Origin of the sequence: Roseibium sp. (assembly GCF_050301095.1) — a bacterium.
In the GTDB taxonomy this organism is placed as follows: Bacteria; Pseudomonadota; Alphaproteobacteria; order Rhizobiales; family Stappiaceae; genus Roseibium.
Window position 1 is genome coordinate 1 of record NZ_JBNKYW010000211.1, and the last position, 21,124, is coordinate 21,124.

14 protein-coding genes, 1 tRNA gene and 1 pseudogene are annotated in these 21,124 nt (G+C 57.5%); 1 reads left to right on the forward strand and 15 read right to left on the reverse strand.

What is annotated here, in order from left to right; genetic code table 11:
- The 3 genes from tmk to ACQY7U_RS18680 form a co-directional block, all read right to left on the reverse strand.
- On the reverse strand, window positions 1-302 hold a 302-nt coding region (gene tmk, locus ACQY7U_RS18670; protein WP_428647652.1), incomplete at its 3' end, for a dTMP kinase.
- A 133-nt stretch (window positions 303-435) separates the two neighbouring features.
- Entirely contained in the window at window positions 436-1,605 is a 1,170-nt protein-coding gene (locus ACQY7U_RS18675; protein WP_428647685.1) for a D-alanyl-D-alanine carboxypeptidase family protein, read from the reverse strand.
- 114 nt (window positions 1,606-1,719) lie between these two features.
- Complete coding sequence (locus ACQY7U_RS18680) at window positions 1,720-2,619, reverse strand: septal ring lytic transglycosylase RlpA family protein (protein WP_428647654.1); 900 nt, start codon at window positions 2,617-2,619, stop codon at window positions 1,720-1,722.
- A gap of 955 nt (window positions 2,620-3,574) precedes the next feature.
- On the opposite strand from ACQY7U_RS18680, the gene ACQY7U_RS18685 reads away from it, so the two are divergent.
- Window positions 3,575-3,664: transfer RNA gene (locus ACQY7U_RS18685), tRNA-Ser, on the forward strand.
- Window positions 3,665-4,666: 1,002 nt separating this feature from the next.
- Here the strand turns inward: ACQY7U_RS18685 and ACQY7U_RS18690 are convergent.
- From ACQY7U_RS18690 to ACQY7U_RS18745, 12 genes and pseudogenes are all read right to left on the reverse strand, one after another.
- Window positions 4,667-5,008, reverse strand: coding sequence for a copper-binding protein (locus tag ACQY7U_RS18690; RefSeq protein ID WP_428647657.1), 342 nt, complete (start codon window positions 5,006-5,008; stop codon window positions 4,667-4,669).
- A 40-nt stretch (window positions 5,009-5,048) separates the two neighbouring features.
- Window positions 5,049-8,228: an efflux RND transporter permease subunit gene (locus ACQY7U_RS18695; protein WP_428647659.1), complete on the reverse strand. Its 3,180-nt coding sequence runs from the start codon at window positions 8,226-8,228 to the stop codon at window positions 5,049-5,051.
- Window positions 8,228-10,417, reverse strand: coding sequence for an efflux RND transporter periplasmic adaptor subunit (locus tag ACQY7U_RS18700; RefSeq protein ID WP_428647662.1), 2,190 nt, complete (start codon window positions 10,415-10,417; stop codon window positions 8,228-8,230). The genes ACQY7U_RS18695 and ACQY7U_RS18700 overlap by 1 nt, the downstream gene beginning before the upstream one ends.
- A gap of 91 nt (window positions 10,418-10,508) precedes the next feature.
- A complete protein-coding gene (locus ACQY7U_RS18705; RefSeq protein WP_428647665.1) occupies window positions 10,509-10,895 on the reverse strand; it encodes a hypothetical protein in 387 nt (128 codons plus the stop codon).
- 239 nt (window positions 10,896-11,134) lie between these two features.
- Window positions 11,135-12,169, reverse strand: coding sequence for a hypothetical protein (locus ACQY7U_RS18710; RefSeq protein WP_428647667.1), 1,035 nt, complete (start codon window positions 12,167-12,169; stop codon window positions 11,135-11,137).
- 176 nt (window positions 12,170-12,345) lie between these two features.
- The gene (locus ACQY7U_RS18715; protein WP_428647669.1) at window positions 12,346-14,298 is read right to left on the reverse strand and encodes a putative bifunctional diguanylate cyclase/phosphodiesterase; all 1,953 of its coding nucleotides are present in this window, start codon (window positions 14,296-14,298) and stop codon (window positions 12,346-12,348) included.
- A gap of 591 nt (window positions 14,299-14,889) precedes the next feature.
- Entirely contained in the window at window positions 14,890-16,857 is a 1,968-nt protein-coding gene (locus tag ACQY7U_RS18720; RefSeq protein ID WP_428647672.1) for a putative bifunctional diguanylate cyclase/phosphodiesterase, read from the reverse strand.
- A 9-nt stretch (window positions 16,858-16,866) separates the two neighbouring features.
- Window positions 16,867-17,211 carry a molybdopterin-dependent oxidoreductase gene (locus tag ACQY7U_RS18725; RefSeq protein ID WP_428647675.1) on the reverse strand — a complete coding sequence of 115 codons (345 nt, stop codon included), beginning with the start codon at window positions 17,209-17,211 and terminating at the stop codon, window positions 16,867-16,869.
- A gap of 450 nt (window positions 17,212-17,661) precedes the next feature.
- The gene (locus ACQY7U_RS18730) at window positions 17,662-18,726 is read right to left on the reverse strand and encodes a BMP family ABC transporter substrate-binding protein (RefSeq protein ID WP_428647679.1); all 1,065 of its coding nucleotides are present in this window, start codon (window positions 18,724-18,726) and stop codon (window positions 17,662-17,664) included.
- A 99-nt stretch (window positions 18,727-18,825) separates the two neighbouring features.
- A complete protein-coding gene (locus ACQY7U_RS18735; RefSeq protein WP_428647682.1) occupies window positions 18,826-19,740 on the reverse strand; it encodes an ABC transporter permease in 915 nt (304 codons plus the stop codon).
- Window positions 19,733-20,824 carry an ABC transporter permease gene (locus tag ACQY7U_RS18740; RefSeq protein ID WP_428647688.1) on the reverse strand — a complete coding sequence of 364 codons (1,092 nt, stop codon included), beginning with the start codon at window positions 20,822-20,824 and terminating at the stop codon, window positions 19,733-19,735. The genes ACQY7U_RS18735 and ACQY7U_RS18740 overlap by 8 nt, the downstream gene beginning before the upstream one ends.
- Window positions 20,821-21,124 (reverse strand): annotated as a pseudogene (locus tag ACQY7U_RS18745) (ABC transporter ATP-binding protein); the annotation flags it as partial. The pseudogene ACQY7U_RS18745 and the gene ACQY7U_RS18740, both read right to left, overlap by 4 nt.

Here is a 21,124-nt window from a genome sequence, read left to right on the forward strand (position 1 = left end):
GTGGAATCGGAATAGCGATCGCACAGAACCCAGCTGCCTTGTTCGAGCGCGGGTTTTATCGTGGTGTCGACATGGTCGGCTCGCGCCGCGGCAAACAGCATGGCCTCGCCCCTGGGGCCGAGATCCCGGGCTTCGCCGGACAACAGCAGGGATCTGATCTTTTCGGCTCCCGGAGAGCCGCCTGGTTCGCGCGTGACGACAACGGATTTGCCGGACTTTTCCAGGAATGCCTTCAATCTGGCGATCTGGGTCGACTTTCCAGCCCCCTCGCCGCCTTCAAAAGTGATGAAGTGTCCAGCCACCTCAATTGGCTCCGTGTCAAAGGTCACCCGGCTGAATGCCGCCGGCGGTCAGGCCTTGAGGCGTGCAGTTGCCAGGCACACCTTTCGTGATTCTGGACATCTTTTAGCAGGTATCGTGAGGAATGTTGAATGGTTAGCCAATCCATCCGAACAGAAGCTGCTGAATTCCATCCAGCGCTCGGCTGATGAGCGGACCTTTGGCAACCGTACCTCCCGTGACCAGATCGGTACGGTAGACAATTCCGTCCTTGCCGATCACCTGAAGTTCACCGGCCGTGACACCGCTCTGGACAGGGGCAATGAGCGGTCCCTGGTAAACAACTCGAATGCGGTACTCCAGCGTGCCGCCGCGTGCGAGCAGAACGTTGACGTCCTTCTGAGGAACAAGTGGCACCGAACCTGTTTCGCCGCCGAAGACCCAGCCCTCCGCGACGGTTTCTCCGGCCGCGTAGATTTTCTGAACGGTGAAATACTCCCAGGCACCTTCCACAACTTCCTTCAAGGTCTGGAGCCTGTGCTTGTCGGATTGCAGTCCGGCGACGACTGCGATGACGCGCCGGCCGTCGCGATCCACCGAACCAAGACCGGAGAACCCGTCCTTGCTGTCCGAACCGCCGCCAAGACCGTCCAGGTTGCGGATCTCGCCAAGCAGTGGGTTCTTGTTGCGCTGGTAGATCTTGTTCCAGGTGAAGTCGGGCAAGGAAAAATAGGAGTAATAGCCGGCGTGGTTCTCCAGAATGAATTCGGCGAGTCTGGCGAGATCGCGTACTGTCGTCCGGCTCGGTTTTTCCTCGTAGCCGGTCGGGTTTGCAAATGAGCTGTTTTGCAGACCTATTGTCTGTGCCAGGCGGTTCATCCGACCAGCAAAGGCATCTTCCGAACCGTCCAGGCATTCGGCAAGAATAATCGCGGCATCGTTGCCGTTGTGAACCAGCAGTCCCTTCAGCAGGTCATCCACGCTGATTTCGGATTTGATTGCGGCGAACATCGTGGCACCGCGCCGGGACGGAGCTCCGCCGGTCCTCCAGGCGTGTTCACTGACCTTGCAGGTTTGCTCGATTGTCAGTTCGCCATCCTTGAGCGCCTGAAAGACAGTGGCGGCTGTCATCACCTTGTTGAGCGAACCGGGGGCAAAGGGCTCATCGCCAGCCTTCGCGAAGAGCACCGTACCGGAGGCGGGCTCGAAAAGAAAAGCTCTCGGGGCTTTGGTAACGATTGTTTCAGCGGCCTGACCGTCATTGCTGGCAAACCAAAGAAAGCAGGTCAGAAGTAGACAGGCGTGCAAGAGGTGGATTGGAGACAAGCCAATTGGAAGGCGTTCAATATACGCTGCACCCATCACATCCCCTGCCCTGCGATCTCTGCTCCGATAGCCGGTCTGAGCCGCTCGACGTCCCGCCAATACGGGTTTTCATGGTCAGTCGAGTGCGGTCGATTTCGATAGCTGCTTCAGGGACAGGCCGGACCCCGAAACCGATGCCAAAACGGAATAGGCGTCGGAAATGCGCTTGTTGGCGGCAAAGGAGGAAACCGCGCTACCGGTTACAAGACCGGTGGTGTCCGTGGCCGGAACGCGCAGAACGCCAAGTGTACCCTGAGCCGGAGCATAGGCGTTTTCAGCCGGCACGAAGCGGTTGTTGGAAGCGACCTTGATGGCCGGTGCACCTGCTTCGAAAGCGATCGCCGGATCGAAAGCAACGGTCATGGTTGCCGGCGCGGGTTTCAAAGAAGCGGAAAAGGATGATCCCGCAGCCAGATAAGGACGCGGGCCTGGCGCAGGCACCTTGCCGAACACGACCTGAGGTGTGGGCTGGGCAGCCTGGGCAATCATGGTACCCGGACGCGTCGCACCCGGCTCAACAGAACCTGGGCCGCGATAAGACGCCATCAGGAAGGTTTCATCCTGCCCGTGAAGCGGCGCCTTGCCGACGTATTCGACCTTCACCTTGCTGACTCCGGCCTGTTTGGTTCCGAGCATTGTGGCTGCGCGTTCCGAAAGGTCGATGACGCGGTTGCCATGGAACGGACCCCGGTCATTGACGCGCACGATCATGGACCGGCCGTTGGAAAGGTTGGTCACACGGGCATACGAAGGCAAGGGCATGGTGGTATGCGCGGCGGTAAGGGAGTTCCGGTCGAATATCTCGCCGTTTGCTGTCTTCCGGCCATGGAACGTAGGCCCGTACCAGGAAGCCAGGCCGGCCTTCTTGTAGTTCGGATCGACCTTCGGGTAGTACCACTTGCCGGCGATCTTGTATTTCTTTCCGACGACATAGCGGCCGCCGCCCTTGGGCACCGGCTGTCCTTCGGCAACCATTTTCGGGCTGCCTTTGACGCCGTATTTTTCCGGACTGAATTTTGCTTTTTGCTGAGTAGGAGCAGAGCTGCAGGCAGCCAGGACCGAGACGGCGGCGGCGACTATCATGCCGGTGCGGAGCTGATTCCCAACGCTGCCGGACTTTCGACCGGCCCCTTCGACAGTTTCCGCCGTTTCCCCAAAAGACGTTCCTGCCACTTGGCAAGCCTGCCCGTCTATCCCATGCATACTGCCGTCCTACTCACAAACGCGCTGGCGGCCCCGCAGCTCACGCGACAATTCCGGCACCGAAGTCTGGTCGTTGCCGGTTTTCAGGCTGTAGATCCGATCTTTTGATCAGTCCCCGCAGGACGCACTGCCCCCGCTGCGTGCCCTGCTCTTCAGCCCTGTTAAAGCGCAAGATTATTACTTCAAAGTAAACCACGGGTCGAGACGCGCGCGGTGCCTTTGCAGCGCCTATCCAGTGCTTATTCGAAAAGAGGTTTTTCAGGATCACTTAGTGAATCGGTAAGATGTTGAAATAACAGTGGAAAATGAAGAAAGCGGCCCTGCATGAAAGTGTTGCGCACAGAACACAGGTCTCCAAAAATCGTCAAACGGGTCAGTTGTGATTTAGGTCACATCGCCTTCCGGCGATTGCATTTACCTTGATCTCATTGCTGATGACCGCCCGTCACAGCAATGCTGGACCCCACCTCCAGCTTTGGCCGCCGGTTCAAAACCCTGCCCACGACACCGGACCGGCGGCTCCAAACTTTGGCAATGTTCCGGTGCCGCGGTGTCGTCCTGCCCCTTCCCTCAACGCTGCGGTCCGGAACATTTCCAAGGCGGCGGATATTCATTCCACACGATTTTGATCGATTTGCGGGTGGTCACGATCCTCGCTCTTGACTTTCGTTGCCAGACGAAGGAAACGGGATCAAGCAGCCATTGCCGACCGGCGGACAGCTGCTTTGGTGAGGTGGCCGAGTGGTTTAAGGCAGCGGTCTTGAAAACCGCCGTGCGTGAGAGCGTACCGTGGGTTCGAATCCCACCCTCACCGCCATATCTTATTGAAATTATTGTAATTTTCGGGTTTTTCGCTTTCTAGGCACAAGCTTTGGGTAATGTCGAAGGCCGATTCACTCAATCCAACTGATATTCTTTTTGCCTGGCACACTGTACCGGGCTGATTATTGATTGCCTGAAATGCCTTGTTGCAAGATTGTCGGCTTCGGAGGCTTCCACGATGCCGAGTTCGTTGTCGACTTCCCATAGTGGCACCTGTGGCGTTCCCACGTTGCAATGGCACCTTGATTGAGTGCCGGCCGAGATACCCTTCCAAGGATGAGGGCCGGGATTGGATCGGTCTTGAAAACAGCAGGGCCATTATTACACCAATCTGGAAAATGTTCTAAAGGCGCTACCTTCGCCAGTCCTTCCTCGATCAAAACAAATCCGACACTGCGTCCGTCCGGCAGCATGACCAACACGAGGGGCGCTTATACCTGTCCGCCATTCCGGATTCGCGAACCAGGATGCCCGTTGTTTCCAATAGCTCTTGCATTCGGCCTTTGGCAGCTCGACCAGTTTCTAAGTCCTGCTGACCCTTTGGCCTGAAAATTTCCGGCGTATCCCGGTGACAAAGGGCACACCGTCACCAATAGCCCTCATGTTCACACCGTCGCGATCAAAGATGAACTCAACTCCGATGTTTTGACGCGTGTCGATAATCATCACTCCTGTTTCGGCTCTCCCGCCCAAGTTTCCATCCGAAGCTTCCAGGCGCTTTATCGTCGGTAGCGACACACCTGTTCCCGCGCCAGATCCTCTTGAGACCAGCCAAGCAGCGCGCCTTCATACCCGGGGGCACGGCCTGGATGCGTTCAACAGGTCTCACGAAATTCCGGATAGCGCCGCAGATCCGGGCCTGTGGTCCAATTTGAAGTAATCCTTGCTGGACGGGAAGCTGAGACAGTGGGTGCGAGATGCCGCGGAACGGCCGGTTTGCGACTGGCGGAGTGCGCCGCCCGAACTGTCATCCGGGCAGCGTTGGAAATTGGGGCTATCAGTTCGGCATCATAGCGCCGATCGCGTACATGCCGTCGTCGCCTTTCACCAGCATCAGGGTCACGGTATCGCCCTCGCCAATGTCGCCCATCATCTGGGCGCCTTCCAGAACGGTCAGGTCCATGGTCATGGCCGGCCAGCCGATCTCGGGGATCGGGTCGTGGCTGACATTGGCAGTGCCGTCGCCGATCGAGTTGACGACGGCCTTGGCGTGGACCGCGCCCTCCATCTGTTCACTGGTCATGGGCATGTTGGAGTGGTCCATGCCGTGCGAGGACTGCGCCAGGGCTGCAGGCGTCGCTGCGAGGGAGAGAAACGCAAGGAGTGTGAGGGTTTTCATTTCAGTTTCCTTTCATTGAAGTGTTTTGAGTTCCACTGGATCACTCGGCCGGTAGTGCCGCACCGGTTTCCGGTGTCCTTTCACTGAGTTCGCGGTTCACGCGCGTTAGGGCGAGCCGCTTCCAGATCACGAAAATCGAAGGAATGACAAAGAGTGTGAGCAGCGTCGCAGTCGCCATTCCACCCACCATGGGAGCTGCGATCCTCTGCATGATTTCGGACCCGGTACCCTGCCCGTACATGATCGGAATCAGGCCGGCGAAAATCGTTGCGACCGTCATCACCTTCGGCCGCACACGCAGCAGTGCCCCCTCGAAGACGACTTCCTCGACATCATGCGTGGTCATGGAGCGGCTTTCGGCCCTTGCCAGCTTCTTGCGCTTTTCCCAGGCCAGATTGAGGTAAAGCAGCATGACGATGGCCGTCTCCACGGCAACGCCTGCAAGCGCAATGAAACCGACGATGACGGCGACCGAAATGTCGAAATCAAGGTACCAGATGAACCATACGCCTCCAGCCAGTGCGACCGGCAACGCAGCCATGATGATGCCCACTTCGATCACACGGTTGAACGCCATGAACAGCATCAGGGTGATGATCAGCAGCGTTGCCGGAGCCACAAGCTTAAGGCGTTCCTGCATGCGCTCGATATATTCGTACTGACCGGACCAGGAGATCGAGTAGCCGGGCGGCAACTGAACCTTTTCAGCCACCAACTTGCGGGCTTCCTCCACATAACCACCGAGGTCACGCCCGGCGATATCGATGAACACGAAGCCGGTGCGGCGCGCGTTCTCGGACCGGATCATGCCGGGGCCGTCAACCACGCTGACATCCGCCAGAGCCCCGAGCGGGATATGAGCGCCCGACGGTGTCACCACCGGCAGGTCCCGCAAGCGTTCCGGACTGTTGCGCCACTCCTGAGGATACCGGAGATTGATGGGAAAACGCTCAAGCCCCTCAACGGATTCCGAGACCTGCATGCCACCGATCGCAGTTTGCACGACGTCCTGAACGTCGCGGACGCTCATCATAAATCTGGCGGCGGCCTCCCGGTTTACGTCGATTTCCACAAAGCGCCCTCCGACAGGCCGCTCAGCATAGGCTGAGGCAGTCCCCTGAATGCCGGACACCGCGGCTTCCACCTCGATCCCCACCTGTTCGATGACCGAGAGATCCGCACCGGTGATCTTGACCCCGACCGGCGTCTTGATACCCGTGGCCAGCATGTCGATCCGGTTCTTGATCGGCTGAATCCACACATTCGTGACCCCCGGAATCTGAACCGTTTTGTCCAGTTCGTTCCGTATGCCGTCCATTGTCATGCCCGGGCGCCATTCAGACTGCGGTTTCAGCTGAATGGTCGTCTCGATCATCGTGAGCGGGGCCGGATCGGTTGCGGTGACCGCGCGGCCCAGCTTGCCGTGAACGGTCAGCACCTCCGGAACGGTGGCGATCAGGCGGTCGGACTGCTGGAGAACCTCGCGGGCCTTCCCGATGGAGACGCCGGGATAGAGCGTCGGCATATAGAGGAAATCGCCTTCGTTCAGCTCAGGCATGAACTCCGTTCCGATCCTCTGGAGCGGCCACCAAAGCGATGCAACCAGTGCAGCCGCAAGCAAGGTTGTTGCCCAGGGCCAGGCGACGGCAGCGTCCAGAAAGGGCCGGTAAAGCCAGATGACGATCCGGTTCAGCGGGTTCCTGCTTTCTGGCACGATGCGGCCGCGGACGAAGTAGCCCATCAGGACCGGCACAAGGGTGATGGACAGGATGGCTGCGGCCGCCATTGCATAGGTCTTGGTGAAGGCCAGCGGTTTGAAAAGGCGGCCCTCCTGACTTTCGAGAACGAAAACCGGCAAAAAACTGACGGTGATGATCGCAAGAGAGAAGAACAGCGCCGGACCGACTTCGGAAGCACATTCCCCAACAATCCGCCAGCGGTTTTCTTGGGTCAGTTTTTCATGTTCCAGGCGTCGGTGCATCGCCTCGATCATCACGATTGCCGCATCCACCATCGCGCCGATTGCGATCGCAATCCCGCCAAGCGACATGATGTTCGCGTTGACACCCTGCAGTTTCATGATGATGAAAGCTGCCGCGATGCCGAGCGGCAGCGACAACAGGATGACCAGCGACGACCGCACGTGCAATAGGAAGGCCGCACAGACCAGAATAACCACGATGAATTCTTCGGTCAGCTTCTCACGAAGGTTGTCGATGGCCCGCTCGATCACCCCGGAGCGATCATATGTGGTGACGATCTCGACGCCCTCGGGAAGGCTGCCCCGTAGCTCGCCGATGCGGGCCTCTACGGCCTTGATCGTCGCCAGAGCGTTGCCACCCCAGCGCAGGATCACGACCCCACCAACCGCATCGCCTTCGCCGCCGAACTCGCCCACGCCGCGGCGCATTTCCGGCCCGAGACGAATATCTGCAACATCCCCAAGCGTCAGGGCGGCTCCGCGGTCATTGACCATCAGGGGAGCCTTGGCGAGATCCGCGAGTTCGTCGACATAGCCGGTGGAGCGCACCATGAACTCCGCTTCACCCATCTCGATGACGCTGCCGCCGGTCTCCCGGTTTGCCGCCTGAATGGCGTTTCTGATCTGCGCAAGCGTCACGTCATAGGCGCGCAGCTTGTTCGGATCGACGACGACCTGATACTGCTTGACCATTCCGCCGATGGTGGCGACTTCCGAAACGCCTTCCACGGTCTGCAACTCGTATTTCAGAAACCAGTCCTGCAGAGCCCGCAGCTGCGACAGGTCATGACCTCCGGTCCGGTCGATCAAGGCGTACTGATAGATCCAACCAACGCCGGTGGCATCCGGTCCGAGTTGAGGCGACACGCCTTCGGGAAGGTTCGCGGAAATCTGTCCCAGGTATTCAAGAACGCGGGTCCGGGCCCAGTAGAGATCGGTCCCATCCTCGAAGACGACGTACACGTAACTGTCGCCGAAGAACGAAAATCCCCTGACATCGCTTGCCCCGGGAACTGCCAGCATGGCAGTGGCCATGGGGAAGGTGATCTGGTCCTCCACCACCTGGGGTGCCTGTCCCGGATAGGGCGTGCGCACGATAACCTGAACGTCGGACAGGTCCGGAATTGCGTCCACCGGCGTTTCGCGGACGGCCCAGATGCCGGCGACCGCGATCATCGCGGCAAGCGCCAGCGTGATAAACCGGTTGGCAATGGAGGTGCGTATGATTGCGGCAATCATCACATTCCCTCCTCAAGGCGTATTCCAAGCACTGTCATGGTGAAATCCGGATTACGTCGCAGCAAAAGGATGACCTCTTGCTTGAGCGGCAAGCCGGACGGACTGAGTGTCGGATCAATGGGAAAATCCATCGTCATGCCAGGCATGCCGATTTCGGCCATCGGACCATGCGTGATGTTCGCGGTCCCGGCATCCGCGTCAACGGCATTGATGGTACCGCGCACTTCCAGCGGCGGCGCAGCCGGTTCGGCCTTTACCAGTACCATGGTCGTGCCATCCGGCCTTTCGAAGGTCAGGGACGTTTCAATGCCGATTGGCAATGCCTCAAGATCAAGCGTCTCATCGACGGCGAAGGCCATGGTCATGCCCGGCATTCCGATGTCTGTTATGGGACCATGGGTGATCGTTGCGCTGTCTGCTTGCGCATCAATGGCATCGATCGTTCCCGACACGGTGATCGGCGCAGCCGCTTCCGGTTCTTTCGGAGCGGGCTCGGCTGATGTCTGTTCGGCGCCTTCAGCAGGCCGGACCGCGACAACGGAATAAAGGCCGCTTTCATCCTTCGACAGGTCGAATTCGACAGGAACATCCAACGGTACCTTCGCAGGGTCGAGACCTGCGACCGCAAGGTCCATTTGCATGGCGGGCCAGCCAAGATCCGGGACCGGACCGTGGTCCAGGGTCAGTTTGCCGTCAGCCGTCACTGCAAGCACCTTGCCGGTGCCGGTCGCAGCCACGCCATCATCGCTACCCAGCTCGATCAGACCCAACAAACCATCGGCGCCCCGGGCGGCGCGGAAGGCAACCTGTTGCCCTTCGCGCAGCTTTTCCAGGGGAACTGCCGTCTGTACCGGGAACCGCGAGGTCATGGCCGGCCAGTCCAGGCTCTCGAGGGCCTCGTGACGGATGGTTGCCGTGCGGGTTTCACGATTGAGAGCAATCAGCTCACCCGTGCCACGCGCAGGCGCTTCATTGGTCGGTGCCATGCGCATCAGGCCGGCGCTGAGCGCGCTTTCGCTATCAATCAAGAACTGGGCAGAGGCGACGACCTCCTCACCCGGCGTAAGCCCCTGGACGACTTCCGTGCGGCCGCCCTCGCCAAAGTTGTCGCGCAGGCCCGTCGTGATCAGACGCGGTTTGAAGGTTCCTTCGCCAACCTTGATGATGACCCGTTCCGCCGCCCCGGTTCGAATGACCGCTTCGGAAGGCACCGTCAGTGCCGTGTGCGTTGCCTTGGGAACGAGGCTGACATTGCCGAACATGTTGGGGCGCAGCAGACCTTCCGAATTGTCGAACCGGAGACGCACCGGAAGCGTACGGGTCTGGGCGTCGAGTTCGGGATAGATGTAGTCGATCTCGCCCTCGAAGGTTCGGCCCGGCAGGTGCTCGAAGCGGGCAACAGCGCGCATGTCTTCACTCAGGCGTGCAATGTCCCGTTCGAAAACATCGACAATCAGCCAGACCCGGTCGAGATCCGTAATCGAAAGAGCTTGGGTGCCGGGTTGAAGGAACATGCCCTCAGCGGCACTGATCGCGATGACAACACCGTCGCGTGGGGCTTCAATCTTGATACGGCGCGCGACTTCTCCGCTTGTCTCGATCTCCGCGATCTGGGCTTCCGAGGCGCCATGACTGCGCAACTTGTTGCGGGCGGCCTCGACAGACAGGCCGTTGCCGTTTTGCAGGGACCGCAGAAAATCGAAAGAGGCGATGCCGAATTCGGGCGAGAACAGCTCGAACAAAACTTCGCCCTTGGTGACCCGGTCTCCGACTGCCCGCACGTCAAGAATTTCAATCCAACCGTCTACACGGGTGTGCACGTGGCTTGTCAGATGTTCGTCGTAGCGCACGAAACCGACAGTTTCGATCCGTTGCGAGACCTCGTTGATCTGGGCCAGCGCCGTACGAACACCGATCGCGTTTATTTCTGCCGCAGAGAGCCTCACTTCGGTGGGGTCACCGGACGGCTCCTGTCCCGCGTAAACCGGGATGAGATCCATACCCATTGGCGACTTCCCGGGGCCGGGCTGGCGGAAGTTTGGGTCCATCGGTGCGACCCAATACAGAACTTCAGGACCACCCTGCGAACTGGCATCGGATGGATTCAGGTAAAGGCGCTCAAGATACCCCCCTCCCGCCGCACCTGCGGCAAAGGCAAGGATACTGAGCGCGGCATAGCGACCACGCATGGAAACCTCAGATTTGACGTCGGCTATGCGCCAACGGCTTGAACATCAATCAAGACGCCCGGGAATGACCCGGACACAGCAAAATGTGATGTCAGAGGTAGCGGGGAGGTCGGTGCGGAAGGGAAGGATCGGCATGCCGCAGTGCATCAGAAGGCACCTGAACAAAGGCGATTTCATAAACCGCGCCAGAGAGCGTCATCTCGCATGCGCGGACCGTATCACCGGAACAAAATGCGCCTTCACAGCAATCGTCCACAAACTGCGCATCATCTATCATGTGGACTGAATCCGCCGAGACGTGCATCTTGTGGGAGACTGACTTTTCACAAGGAAAATCGCTGATTTCTGCGTTTGTATGACCAAGTTCGCCCGCAAGGCCATGCCCGGGCGTCAGACCGGCAAAAGAAATGACAAACGCCATATAAAGCGCCGTAATCAGTCTGCCGAAATTGGTTGAACTTGAAGTCATGACGTCCATATATGCCTCGCTTGACCGCGTGCAAGTAAAATTTATGTGCACCGCAAGAAACGCTGGTGTCTCGCCGCCCGGGGCCGGCATGTCAGTTCTAGGTGAAAAAATCGGGCGCTACCGGATAAGTTCTCGCTGAGAATCAACAATGAGGGGTAAAGCTGGGACTCGAAGCACCCGTTTTTGCTCCGGCCTACTGCATCACCGTTCATCATGGAAATTGAGCGGGTATAGGGCCGTTGCGATTGCTATTCGCATATTCCTCTTCGCAAATGCGGATTATCACAATAGATGCCCAATTCGGCGGGCTTATATCTCTGTTTGATCGCCGTTATCAGTTCTTCAACGACGTTGTAGTGCTCCACGCCGGTCCTCTCTTCCGGGAAACGGCCGTAGCTTTTGGTGTCATGCGCCACGACCTTGTCAAAGACATCGACCACCTTGGGGTTTCCTGCCGATTGTGCGAGCAATCTACCCAGGCGCCTGCCATAAGTGGTCCTTGTTATGTCACCTGAGGGGGTGAAGAGCACGCTTTCCTGCGCGTTCCGATCTGTGCGATAGAGCCAGATTTCTGCCGCACAGCGCGCCATCAATTCATGTTCGACCGTGGTTGAGTCTTTTCGCTTTTGGTGGATGAGCAGGTGCGTGGCTTCATGGACAAGCGTGTGCATGTCAATTTGCGTGGGCGACCAATCGTCCCTGACCACGAGTATGAGCTTGTCGCCGTCTGGGCCATGGGCGCGTTTGACTGCCCCGTATGCAGAGTGTTTCTTCAAGAAGACACTGTCCTCGACGACCGGGATGTCACCTTTCTTGATGAGGTTGGCGACCGTCATCAATTCCTCGGGTGATACCGAATAACCTCTCTTAAGCCAGACCAGCCGTGGGTAGTTGCTCGAGATGCGGACCAGCTGGCTGTAAACCTTCAGACCTGTTGGAATTTTATTGTGGTGGCGAGACCAGCCGAAAGGAGGCAGAAAGATCTTCCCCGGCATGGCATCCTTAAAATCGAAGTTTTTCTTGTCCCTGGATCGCCAGCAGCCGACATAGTGGTGCAGGTACCAATTTACTCGCTTTGCGTTTAATGTCTTGAAATTGAAAAATACGAGATCACGCGGATCACCAATAAGGTTCACCAATGCAGCGTGTGTCCAATCCTGTTCACCCTTCGAGACATCGTATTCACCGCGATGCCCAAGCGGTGGCCATTGCACTTGCTGCGGCTTGGGAACCGGTTCCCATGCCGGAGTGAAACCGAGCGTACGTGAAACGGAATCCACCATTGCTGCCCCCCGCAACAAGAGCGGGATTTGCTTGCATTTGAGATTGAATGATATTGCCGCAAAGGGTGTTGTCGTTCAACCGGGCGGTTCTCACGATGGCATCACTGACGGTGGAACTGTGCGGTTAGTCATTGCCTCACGGTGCTACCGGAAAACACCCGGGACCTTCTGATCTGTCAAGCAATACCGCTCTGGCCACGATCCGGGAAAAACAGGGTCTTGATGTCGTCGAGTGCCATGGGGCCGCAAAACAGGTAGCCCTGACCGCTGGTGCAGCCAAGGCGGACCAGGGCATCGCGCTGTTCGACCGATTCAATCCCCTCGACAAGAACGTTCGTTCCCGTTTCGCCTGCCATTTGCAGAATGAGGCCCAAAACGCCACGGGATTTCGGATCGTTGACAGCCCTTGCACAGAGCGACCGGTCGATCTTGATTTCGTCCCAGGGAAAATCCATCAGGTAGGAAAGCGACGAGTAGCCTGCGCCAAAGTCGTCGAGGGCGAGCCTGATACCCAGCGCGCGAATATGCTCGAGCGTGTTTCCAATCTTTTCAAGATCGCTTTTCAGCGTGGTCTCGGTAATTTCCAACTTGAGACGATTTGCAGGAAAGCCGGTGCGATCGAGACACTCGTCCAGCATGGCGACGACGTCGTCGCTCTGGATGTGAGCAACAGACAGGTTTATGGAGAGGGTCAGATCGGACGGCAAATGCCGCATTTCCGCACAAGCGGTCTCCAGGATCTTCCAGCCAAGCGGGACGATGTCGCCGTTGCTCTCCGCGATCGGAATGAACTCGGACGGCGATATCCAGCCGAGTTCGGCATGATACCATCGGGCAAGGGCCTCAACACCAAGAACCCGGCCGCTCTTCAAGTCGAATTGCGGCTGGAAATGCGGTAGAAACTCATTGGTTTCGAGGGCGCGTGGAAATGAGGCTTCCAGTACTTCCCTGCGGTCGATTTCATGCCGCATGGCTGGAACGAAGACAACCACGTCCCGACGTTCGCCGCTGACGGCGGCAGCCGTTGCAAGGCAGGCATTCCTGACAATGTCGCGTGGATCATGGTCCGGAACGCGGGTGTCGGCAAAACCGATTGCAGGCGTAATCAGATAGGCGCCCTCCGCCGTCGCAACAGGCCTCAGGAACCTGTCACGTATTCTGTTGGCGATTTCCAGCGAGGAAAGACCCATCCCGTCTTCACTGACCGACAGTATGAGGAAGTTCTTTCCATCAGAGCGCGCGACGCATTCCTGGCGCGTGAGAGGTTCAATGGTGTGTTTCAATATGTCAGCCGTGGAAGTGAGGATGGCCTCCTCGACCGACCGGTCCAGTTTGTCGGACTTCGGAAGACTGGATTCAAGGTCTACGCACAGGACACTCAGCGTTTGCCCCCTGGCGAGGTTCTCAAGAGCCTCGCCGACGCGGTCGATGAATACCGGACGGTTGATCAGTCCGGTCAGGCTGTCGTGCTCAAGCTTGATGGCAAACCGTTCGGCTCGCTGCTTGTGGATACGCACCTCCGCGTTCAGGGCGTCGTTTCTGATGTGAAGGGACCAGACCCAGCTGATCGCACTGGCGAGCACTGCGAAAATCAGTCCGGTCTGATACTGCTGGTGTTGCTGAAGCTTGTTGAAGGCGGCCTTCACCTGATTACTCGCCTGCTTGAGAACGGCCGTATCTATTTCCTCAAGCGACTTGCTTATTCCTTCCAGAACCTGCAACGCACGGCTTGCAGATGTCCTTGTGTCAAGGCTCGCTACGGGGGCCGCAAGCTCGTTGACCGACGCCAAGACTTTAGCCAGTTTGTTCCGGGTTGCGGTGGTTTTCAGTGCAAGATTGCCGGCTTCGCTCGACCGGAATGTTGCAACCGCATTGAGGAAAGCCTTGTAGGCGCGTTGTACGGAGGCTTCGTTCTTTTTACCGCCATTTGCAGCATAGCGGACGAGCCGTGTTTGCAGCTTGCCTGTATCGAGATGCTGGACATCGGAGATTACGGCCCGTTCGAAGGAAAGCTTTTGGCTCAGCAGGAACTGAGCCTGGCCAAGGTAAAGTGTATTTACCTCAAACAGGAGGATCAGGAGGCAACAGAGCCCCGGAATAGCAATGCGAAAAAGTCTTTCAGAAAGCATTGGCTAGTTTGCCCTGGTAACAGAATACTCGGCTCAAAGATTGCGGCCGATCCATTTCCTTGCCGGTTTTGCGCCTCGATCGGCAGACGAACCGGCGCCCCCCGGTTGGTCGGATCCGAAACCTGCCGTGCTGACTGAGTGCCGGTGGTTTCGGTGCGGTGATAAATGCCTGATCCAGTGGCTCAGATCGTTCTTGCGAGAAGTGACGCTGGACGGGCTGTGGTTGGACTGGAGGCTGGACCTAACTCCTTCCGTAAAAGTCTGGTTTTTGCCAAATATCCGCTTTAGCGAGTATTAGAGCGGGCAACGGTTAAGGGCCTCTAAATTCGAACAAATAGGGGAATTCATTCAGTCGTAAGGGTTAACTATGGATGACGTTGCGCAACCAATATCGGTAATAACCCCTGACATACGGGAGTGATGATATCCGGTTGTGAACCGGCGGTCGGGGCTTTCGTGGCCGTTTGTGTTCGACTAGGACGCTGGAAAAACGCGGCACCGGGAATCTGGGCCATGCAACCTTGCTGTCCTTCGTGAAAGACGTCGACACCATGCGTGCCGCAGAGCCCTATCGAGCAGGCACCAGCGGCATCAAAGGCCCGCCGCACTGCCAATGTCGGCCTTGACGCCGGCACGATCACCGTTCCTTGAAAACCAGGCGCAGACATCCTCGATGGGCATGGCCCGGCTGTAGTGAAAGCCCTGACCGTAGCGGCAGCCGAGGTTTCTGAAAATCGTTACTTGCTCGCTGGTCTCCAACCCTTCCACGAGCAAATTCGCATTCATTTTTTCCGCAAGCGATTGAATGACGCTGACAATGTTCAAGGCCTTGCTCGAAACTTCGCAGGCGTTGACGAATGACCGGTCGATCTTGAGTTCATCCCACTTGAAATTGTTCAGATAGCCGAGTGCGGAATATCCGGTACCGAAATCATCCAGTGAAATGGCTACCCCCAGATTTTGCATGTTCGTCAGGACACTGCTTACAGTTTCCACGTTGTGCATGAAGATGCTTTCGGTAACTTCCAGCTTGAGCCTTCTTGGCGGCAATCCCGTTTCGCGCAGCGTGGTTTCCACGAGGTCGAACACGTCGTCATTCAGAAGCTGGACCATCGAGAGGTTGACGGCCACGCGAATGTGCCCCGGCAGTCTTTGAACATCCCGGCAGGCGGTTTTCAGCATGAATTGGCCAAGTTCAATGACATCGCCACTGGCTTCGGCAATCGGTATGAATTCGTTGGGGGATACTTGCCCGATTTCCTCATGAAACCACCGGGCAAGCGCTTCTACTCCAACCGGTTGCCCGGTTACCAGATTGTATTGCAGTTGGTAGTTGGGCTGGATTGTCCGGCGTTGAAGGGCGACTGGAAGCTCCCTTTCGATCTGCAATCTGCGTTCAAGTTGAGAACGCATCTGTGAAGCGAACCGGATAGACGTGCCGCGTCCCCTCGCCTTTGCTTCAGTGAGAGCCAGGTCGGCGTTAAGGGTGACGAAGTCCAGTTCACGCGTGCCTTCCGCCACGGCGTAGCCGATTGAAGCCCCCACCAGCAGACTGCCAATCGACGTCTCCAAAGGAACTTCGAAAATCCCGGCTAACCGCGCCACTGTCTCATCGATACGCAGCCTGTTTTTCTGCCCCCATGACAGGAGAAAAAATTCGTCGCCGCCGACACGTGCGACCAGGTTTCTGCCTGGCAAGCTATCGGCCGTTTTCTGCAGTTTCCGGGCGAGAGACACCAGCAGTGCGTCGCCGCCGGCGTGGCCGAGCGTATCATTGATCGCCTTGAAACCGTCGAGGTCGAGAGCGACTGCCAGGACCATTTCGTTCAGGGTCATTTCCCGCCTGGCCTGATTCAGGTATTCGTCCAGAAGCGTCCTGTTCGGGAGCGCGGTCAGGGCGTCGTGCTTGGCCATGTGCGCAAGTTGATTGGCTACACCTGCAATTTTTTCATTCGCCCGGGACAGGATCAGGTTCTGACGCATAACGATGGCAAGAAGGCACATTGCCAGCACGAGAAGTCCCATGACGATGCGTTTCTCGTTCATCAGGCGTTCGCGAAACTTCTGTCGCTCGCCGGCAAACCTTTCGATACTGGATTGATAGGAAGTGCCGGAAATAAGGTCGATTTTCTTGCTTGCGCGCGCAAGGACCGGCAGAACCTCTTCCGGTGTTTCCTGAGACGACGGGAACAAAGCGCGGGCAAGGTAGTCGAGGTCGGCACGAAGCGCCGAGAAGACCGGGATCAACTCAGGTGTTTCGTTCAGGAAGTCTTTGAATGAACCTGAGTTCCAGGTGTCTATGCGCCCCAGCAGAATTTCGAACTTGATACGTGCGTCGTCCAGATCGGATTGTGTGCGGGAATAAAGGAACCTGGTCAGGCTGTTGGAAAACTTATAAAATTCGGTACGCCCATTGGTCGCGGACCAGACGGTATCGTATTCCAGAGACCTGATATTTCGATCCTCGTTGTTGTAGACATAAAAGAAGGTCCAGAACACGAAGAGCGTGATCAGAAGCGTGCAGAGGATCGTTAGGTGCCATGAACTAAACGGTCTCATTCCGGCGCCCTATTCGATCTCGATTGACCTGACCTGCCAAACGGAGCGTGAGTAAATCAGCTCTGTCTTCAAATCCGGATGGTCGTCAAAAGGATAGATTATAAACAAGGGCCCCTTGTCGCGGATCGACATGTATTTGCCATTGTATTTGTACGCAAGAATAGGGTGATTGGTTTCAAAGTCCGTCAGCGGGATAACGGATCTATAGTCGTTCAGCGCCGTTACCGCAGCTTCGGAACCGTTCGCTCCGATGTGCTTCATCAACTTTTCCAGAGGCACGCCGACGAATGATACCTTGCCATCATGCCAGGGGGTCGTTGTTTCGATCCGCTCCTGGGGAAGCTCCTCCAGCATGTGGATTGTAAAATCCGCAGGACTGCCGGAAGCTATCTTGCCGGAAATCGTCAGGACCGTGCTGTCGAGATCCTGGGCGGATCCCGGAAATCCGGAGGAAATGAAAAACAGGACCAAAAGAAAGTTGCGAAGCTTCTGGCGCACAGCCCAACCCCGTTTCTGGATTCGTTTGCGTTTATTTTAGGTCAGTGTCGGGAAGTCCGTTATTAGAAGTCTCCACATTCGCAATAGTGCTGATGCTTTGCTTTATTATCTTCTGGATACACAATTCATGACTGTATTTGTGGTTGTGCCAAAAGTTGCATGAGTTGATTGGGCTTGGAAATAGTCTTTAGCCCTCGGGGGAAGCACCGGTGCAATGTGGTTGCAACGACCATGCAACCTGTTGCCAAACCCCAAAAAAAGGCCCGGAACGCGAGTTCCGGGCCAATTGTTTCAAGGCAAAGCGCCTTATTGCGGAAGTTTGTCGTCAACGCCCTGGACGTACCAGTTCATGCCGAGAATGGCGCCGGGTTCCAGCGTGACGCCGTCTTCAGCCGCCACGGTACCATCCTGCTTGGTGATCGGGCCGGTGAAGGGCTCCCAGCCGCCCTTGATCTTTTCCTCGGTGGCCTTTGCCATTTCAACGACATCGTCGGGAAGATTGGTGTAAGGCGCCATGACCACATGCTCCTCGGCCAGACCGCCCCAGGTGCTTTCCGACTTCCAGGATCCGTCCATAACGGCCTGGACGCGCTCGATGTAGTAGGGCCCCCACTCGTCGACGATGGCCGTGTATTGAGCATCCTTTGCAAAATTGATCATGTCAGAGGCCTGGCCGAAACCGTGTGCGCCACGCTCCTGGGCGACCTGAAGCGGACCGGTGGAATCGGTGTGCTGAGTGATGACGTCGGCACCCTGGTCGATCAGGGCCTTGGCAGCATCGGCTTCCTTGCCAGGGTCGAACCAGGAGTTGACCCAGACCACTTTCAGTTTGAAGTCCGGATTGACGGACTGCGCACCAAGCAAAAAGGCGTTGATGCCGGCAACGACTTCCGGAATCGGGAAGGATGCGATGTAACCGGCGACACCGGACTTAGACTGTTTCGCGGCGATTTGACCGATGATGTAACGGCCTTCGTGGAACTTCGAATTATACGTGGCAACGTTGTCGGCGGTCTTGTAACCGGTGGCGTGTTCGAATTTCACCTCCGGAAACTTCTTCGCCACTTTGATGGTTGGATTCATGTAACCGAAGGACGTCGTGAAGATGATATTACAGCCTTCGCGCGCGAACCGCTCGATGGCGCGTTCTGCGTCGGGCCCTTCCGGAACACTCTCGAGATAAGCTGTTTCAACCTTGTCGCCGAAGTGCTTTTCAACGGCAAGACGGCCCTGATCGTGCTGGTAGGACCAGCCGAAGTCACCGACCGGGCCGACATAGATGAAGCAGGCCTTGACGTCCGCGGCATTGGCGGCAGACCCGGCCGCGGCAAATGCCACGGCAGCCACGGTGGCTTTCAAAAACGACTTCATGAGTTTCATTCCCCTCTTGTTTAAACTTGCTGTTGCGATCTTCTTGAATTGTCCGCCTCCTGATCGCTTTGGTGCGGACGTAACCGGATGGCGAAGTGCCTACCGGTCGGGAACAAACGGCTTACCGAGACAGGCAGGCGTATTGACCAGTGTCAGTCTGCGGTTCGCCGATATGAGGACAAGCACCAGGATGGTGGCAAGATACGGCAGGCTGGACAGGAGCTGAGACGGGATGTTCAGCTCGATCGCCTGCGCATGCAGGTTGAGAACGCTGACGGCTCCGAAGAGGTAGGCGCCAACCACGACACGTACCGGCAGCCAGGACGAAAACACCACGAGCGCAAGCGCGATCCAGCCACGACCGGCCGTCATGTTTTCCACCCATTGCGGTGTATAGGCCAGCGACATGTAGGATCCTGCGAGGCCGGCACAGGCGCCTCCGAAGAGGATCGCGGCAAAGCGGATCCTGACCACGGAATAGCCGAGGGCGTGGGCGGAGCCGTGGTTGTCCCCGACGGCCCGCAGCACCAGTCCGACCCGCGTGCGGAACAGGGTATAGGCAACCAGGGCAACCAGCAAAAAGCTTATGTAGACAATGGCATCCTGCTGGAAGAGTACCGGTCCGACAAACGGAATGTCGGAAAGGACCGGAATATCGAGTTTGGGCAGTTTCAGGCCGGGAATGCCGATGAAGGCTTCGCCGATCAGGCCGGAAAAGCCGATCCCGAGAATGGTGAGAGCCAGACCGGTCGCCACCTGGTTGGCTACCAGGTAAAGAACCAGGAAGCCGAAAAGGGCTGACATGGCCATGCCGGCGACAATTGCTCCCAAAACGCCCAAGACACCGGAACCGGTCTGGTTGGCAACGGCAAATCCGATCACGGCGCCCATGATCATCATGCCTTCCACACCAAGGTTCAATACGCCCGACCGTTCAACGACCAGTTCGCCGACGGCCGCGATCAGAAGAGGCGTTGCCGCCGTGATGACGGTAAGAAGAACTGCTTCAAACATGCGACGCCTCCCCGGCCGAAGCCCGATGTGAAATCACGCGTACCCGGTAGAGGATCAGGGTGTCGCACGCGAGAACGAAGAAAAGCAGCAGTCCCTGGATCACGCTGGCGATCTTGTTGGAAACGCCCATTGCTGACTGAACCGCTTCGCCGCCGATATAGGAAAGGGCCAGTACGAAACCGGCCACGATGATGCCGATGGGATTCAGCCGCCCGAGAAACGCCACGATGATGGCGGTGAAGCCGTAACCGGGCGAAATTACCGGCAGAAGCTGATTGAGCTCCCCGGAAACTTCCATGGTTCCGGCCAGACCGGCCAGGGCACCTGCGAGCGCGAAGGCGAACAAGGTAAGCCGTTTGGATGAAAATCCGGCAAAGCTGCCTGCCCGCGGGCTTTCGCCCATGACGCGAATTTCAAATCCTTTCAATGTCTTGGCAAGGACTACCGTCAGAACGATTGCCACGATAATCGTGAGCGGTGTCGACAGGCTCATTGTGCCGCCGAAGACGGAAGGCAAGGTGGCGGCATCGGAGAAAAGACGGGATTCGGGGAAGTTGTAGCCACCCGGATCGCGCCAGGGCCCGCGTACCAGATAGTCCAGCATAAGGCTTGCGACATAGACGAGCATCAGGCTGGTCAGGATTTCGTTGGTGTTGAATCGGGTCTTCAACAGGGCCGGGATCAGAGCCCACAACGCACCGCCGAGCGCCCCGAGCAGCAGCATGGCCGGTAGGGTTGCACCATTTTCGAACTCCGGAAACAGGATCGGCAGAACCGAGCCGAACAGGGCGCCGACGATAAGCTGTCCTTCCGCGCCGATGTTCCAGTTGTTGGAAAGGTAGCAGACGGCCAGACCGCAGGCGATCAGGATCAAGGGTGTTGCCTTGTCGATGGTCGCTTCGAGAGACCATTGTTGCGTCAACGGTTCGATGAAGAACTTGTAGAGCCCTTCAAACGGATTATGGCCAGAGAGTGCGAAGATGATCCCTGCAGCCAGTGCCGTGAGGGCAAGCGCAATGGCAGGTGACAGGAGCACCATGATCTGGCTGTGTTCTTTTCTTTTGACCAGTTCGATACGCATCAGGCCACCTCCCCTTGCGTCTCCGCACCGCCCGCCATGAGCAGACCGACGCGTTCGCGTGTCATGTCCTGAGCCGGTTCGGCGGCGGACAGATAGCCTCTCGAAATCACCGCAATGCGGTCCGCAATTTCAAAGATTTCATCAAGATCCTGACTGATGACAAGAACCGCGGATCCCGAGCGGGCGAGGTCGATCAATGCCTGCCGGATGAGTGCCGCGGCCCCCGCATCCACGCCCCAGGTCGGCTGGTTGACGATCAGAACACCGGGTCTGCGGTCGAGCTCGCGGCCAACGACGAATTTC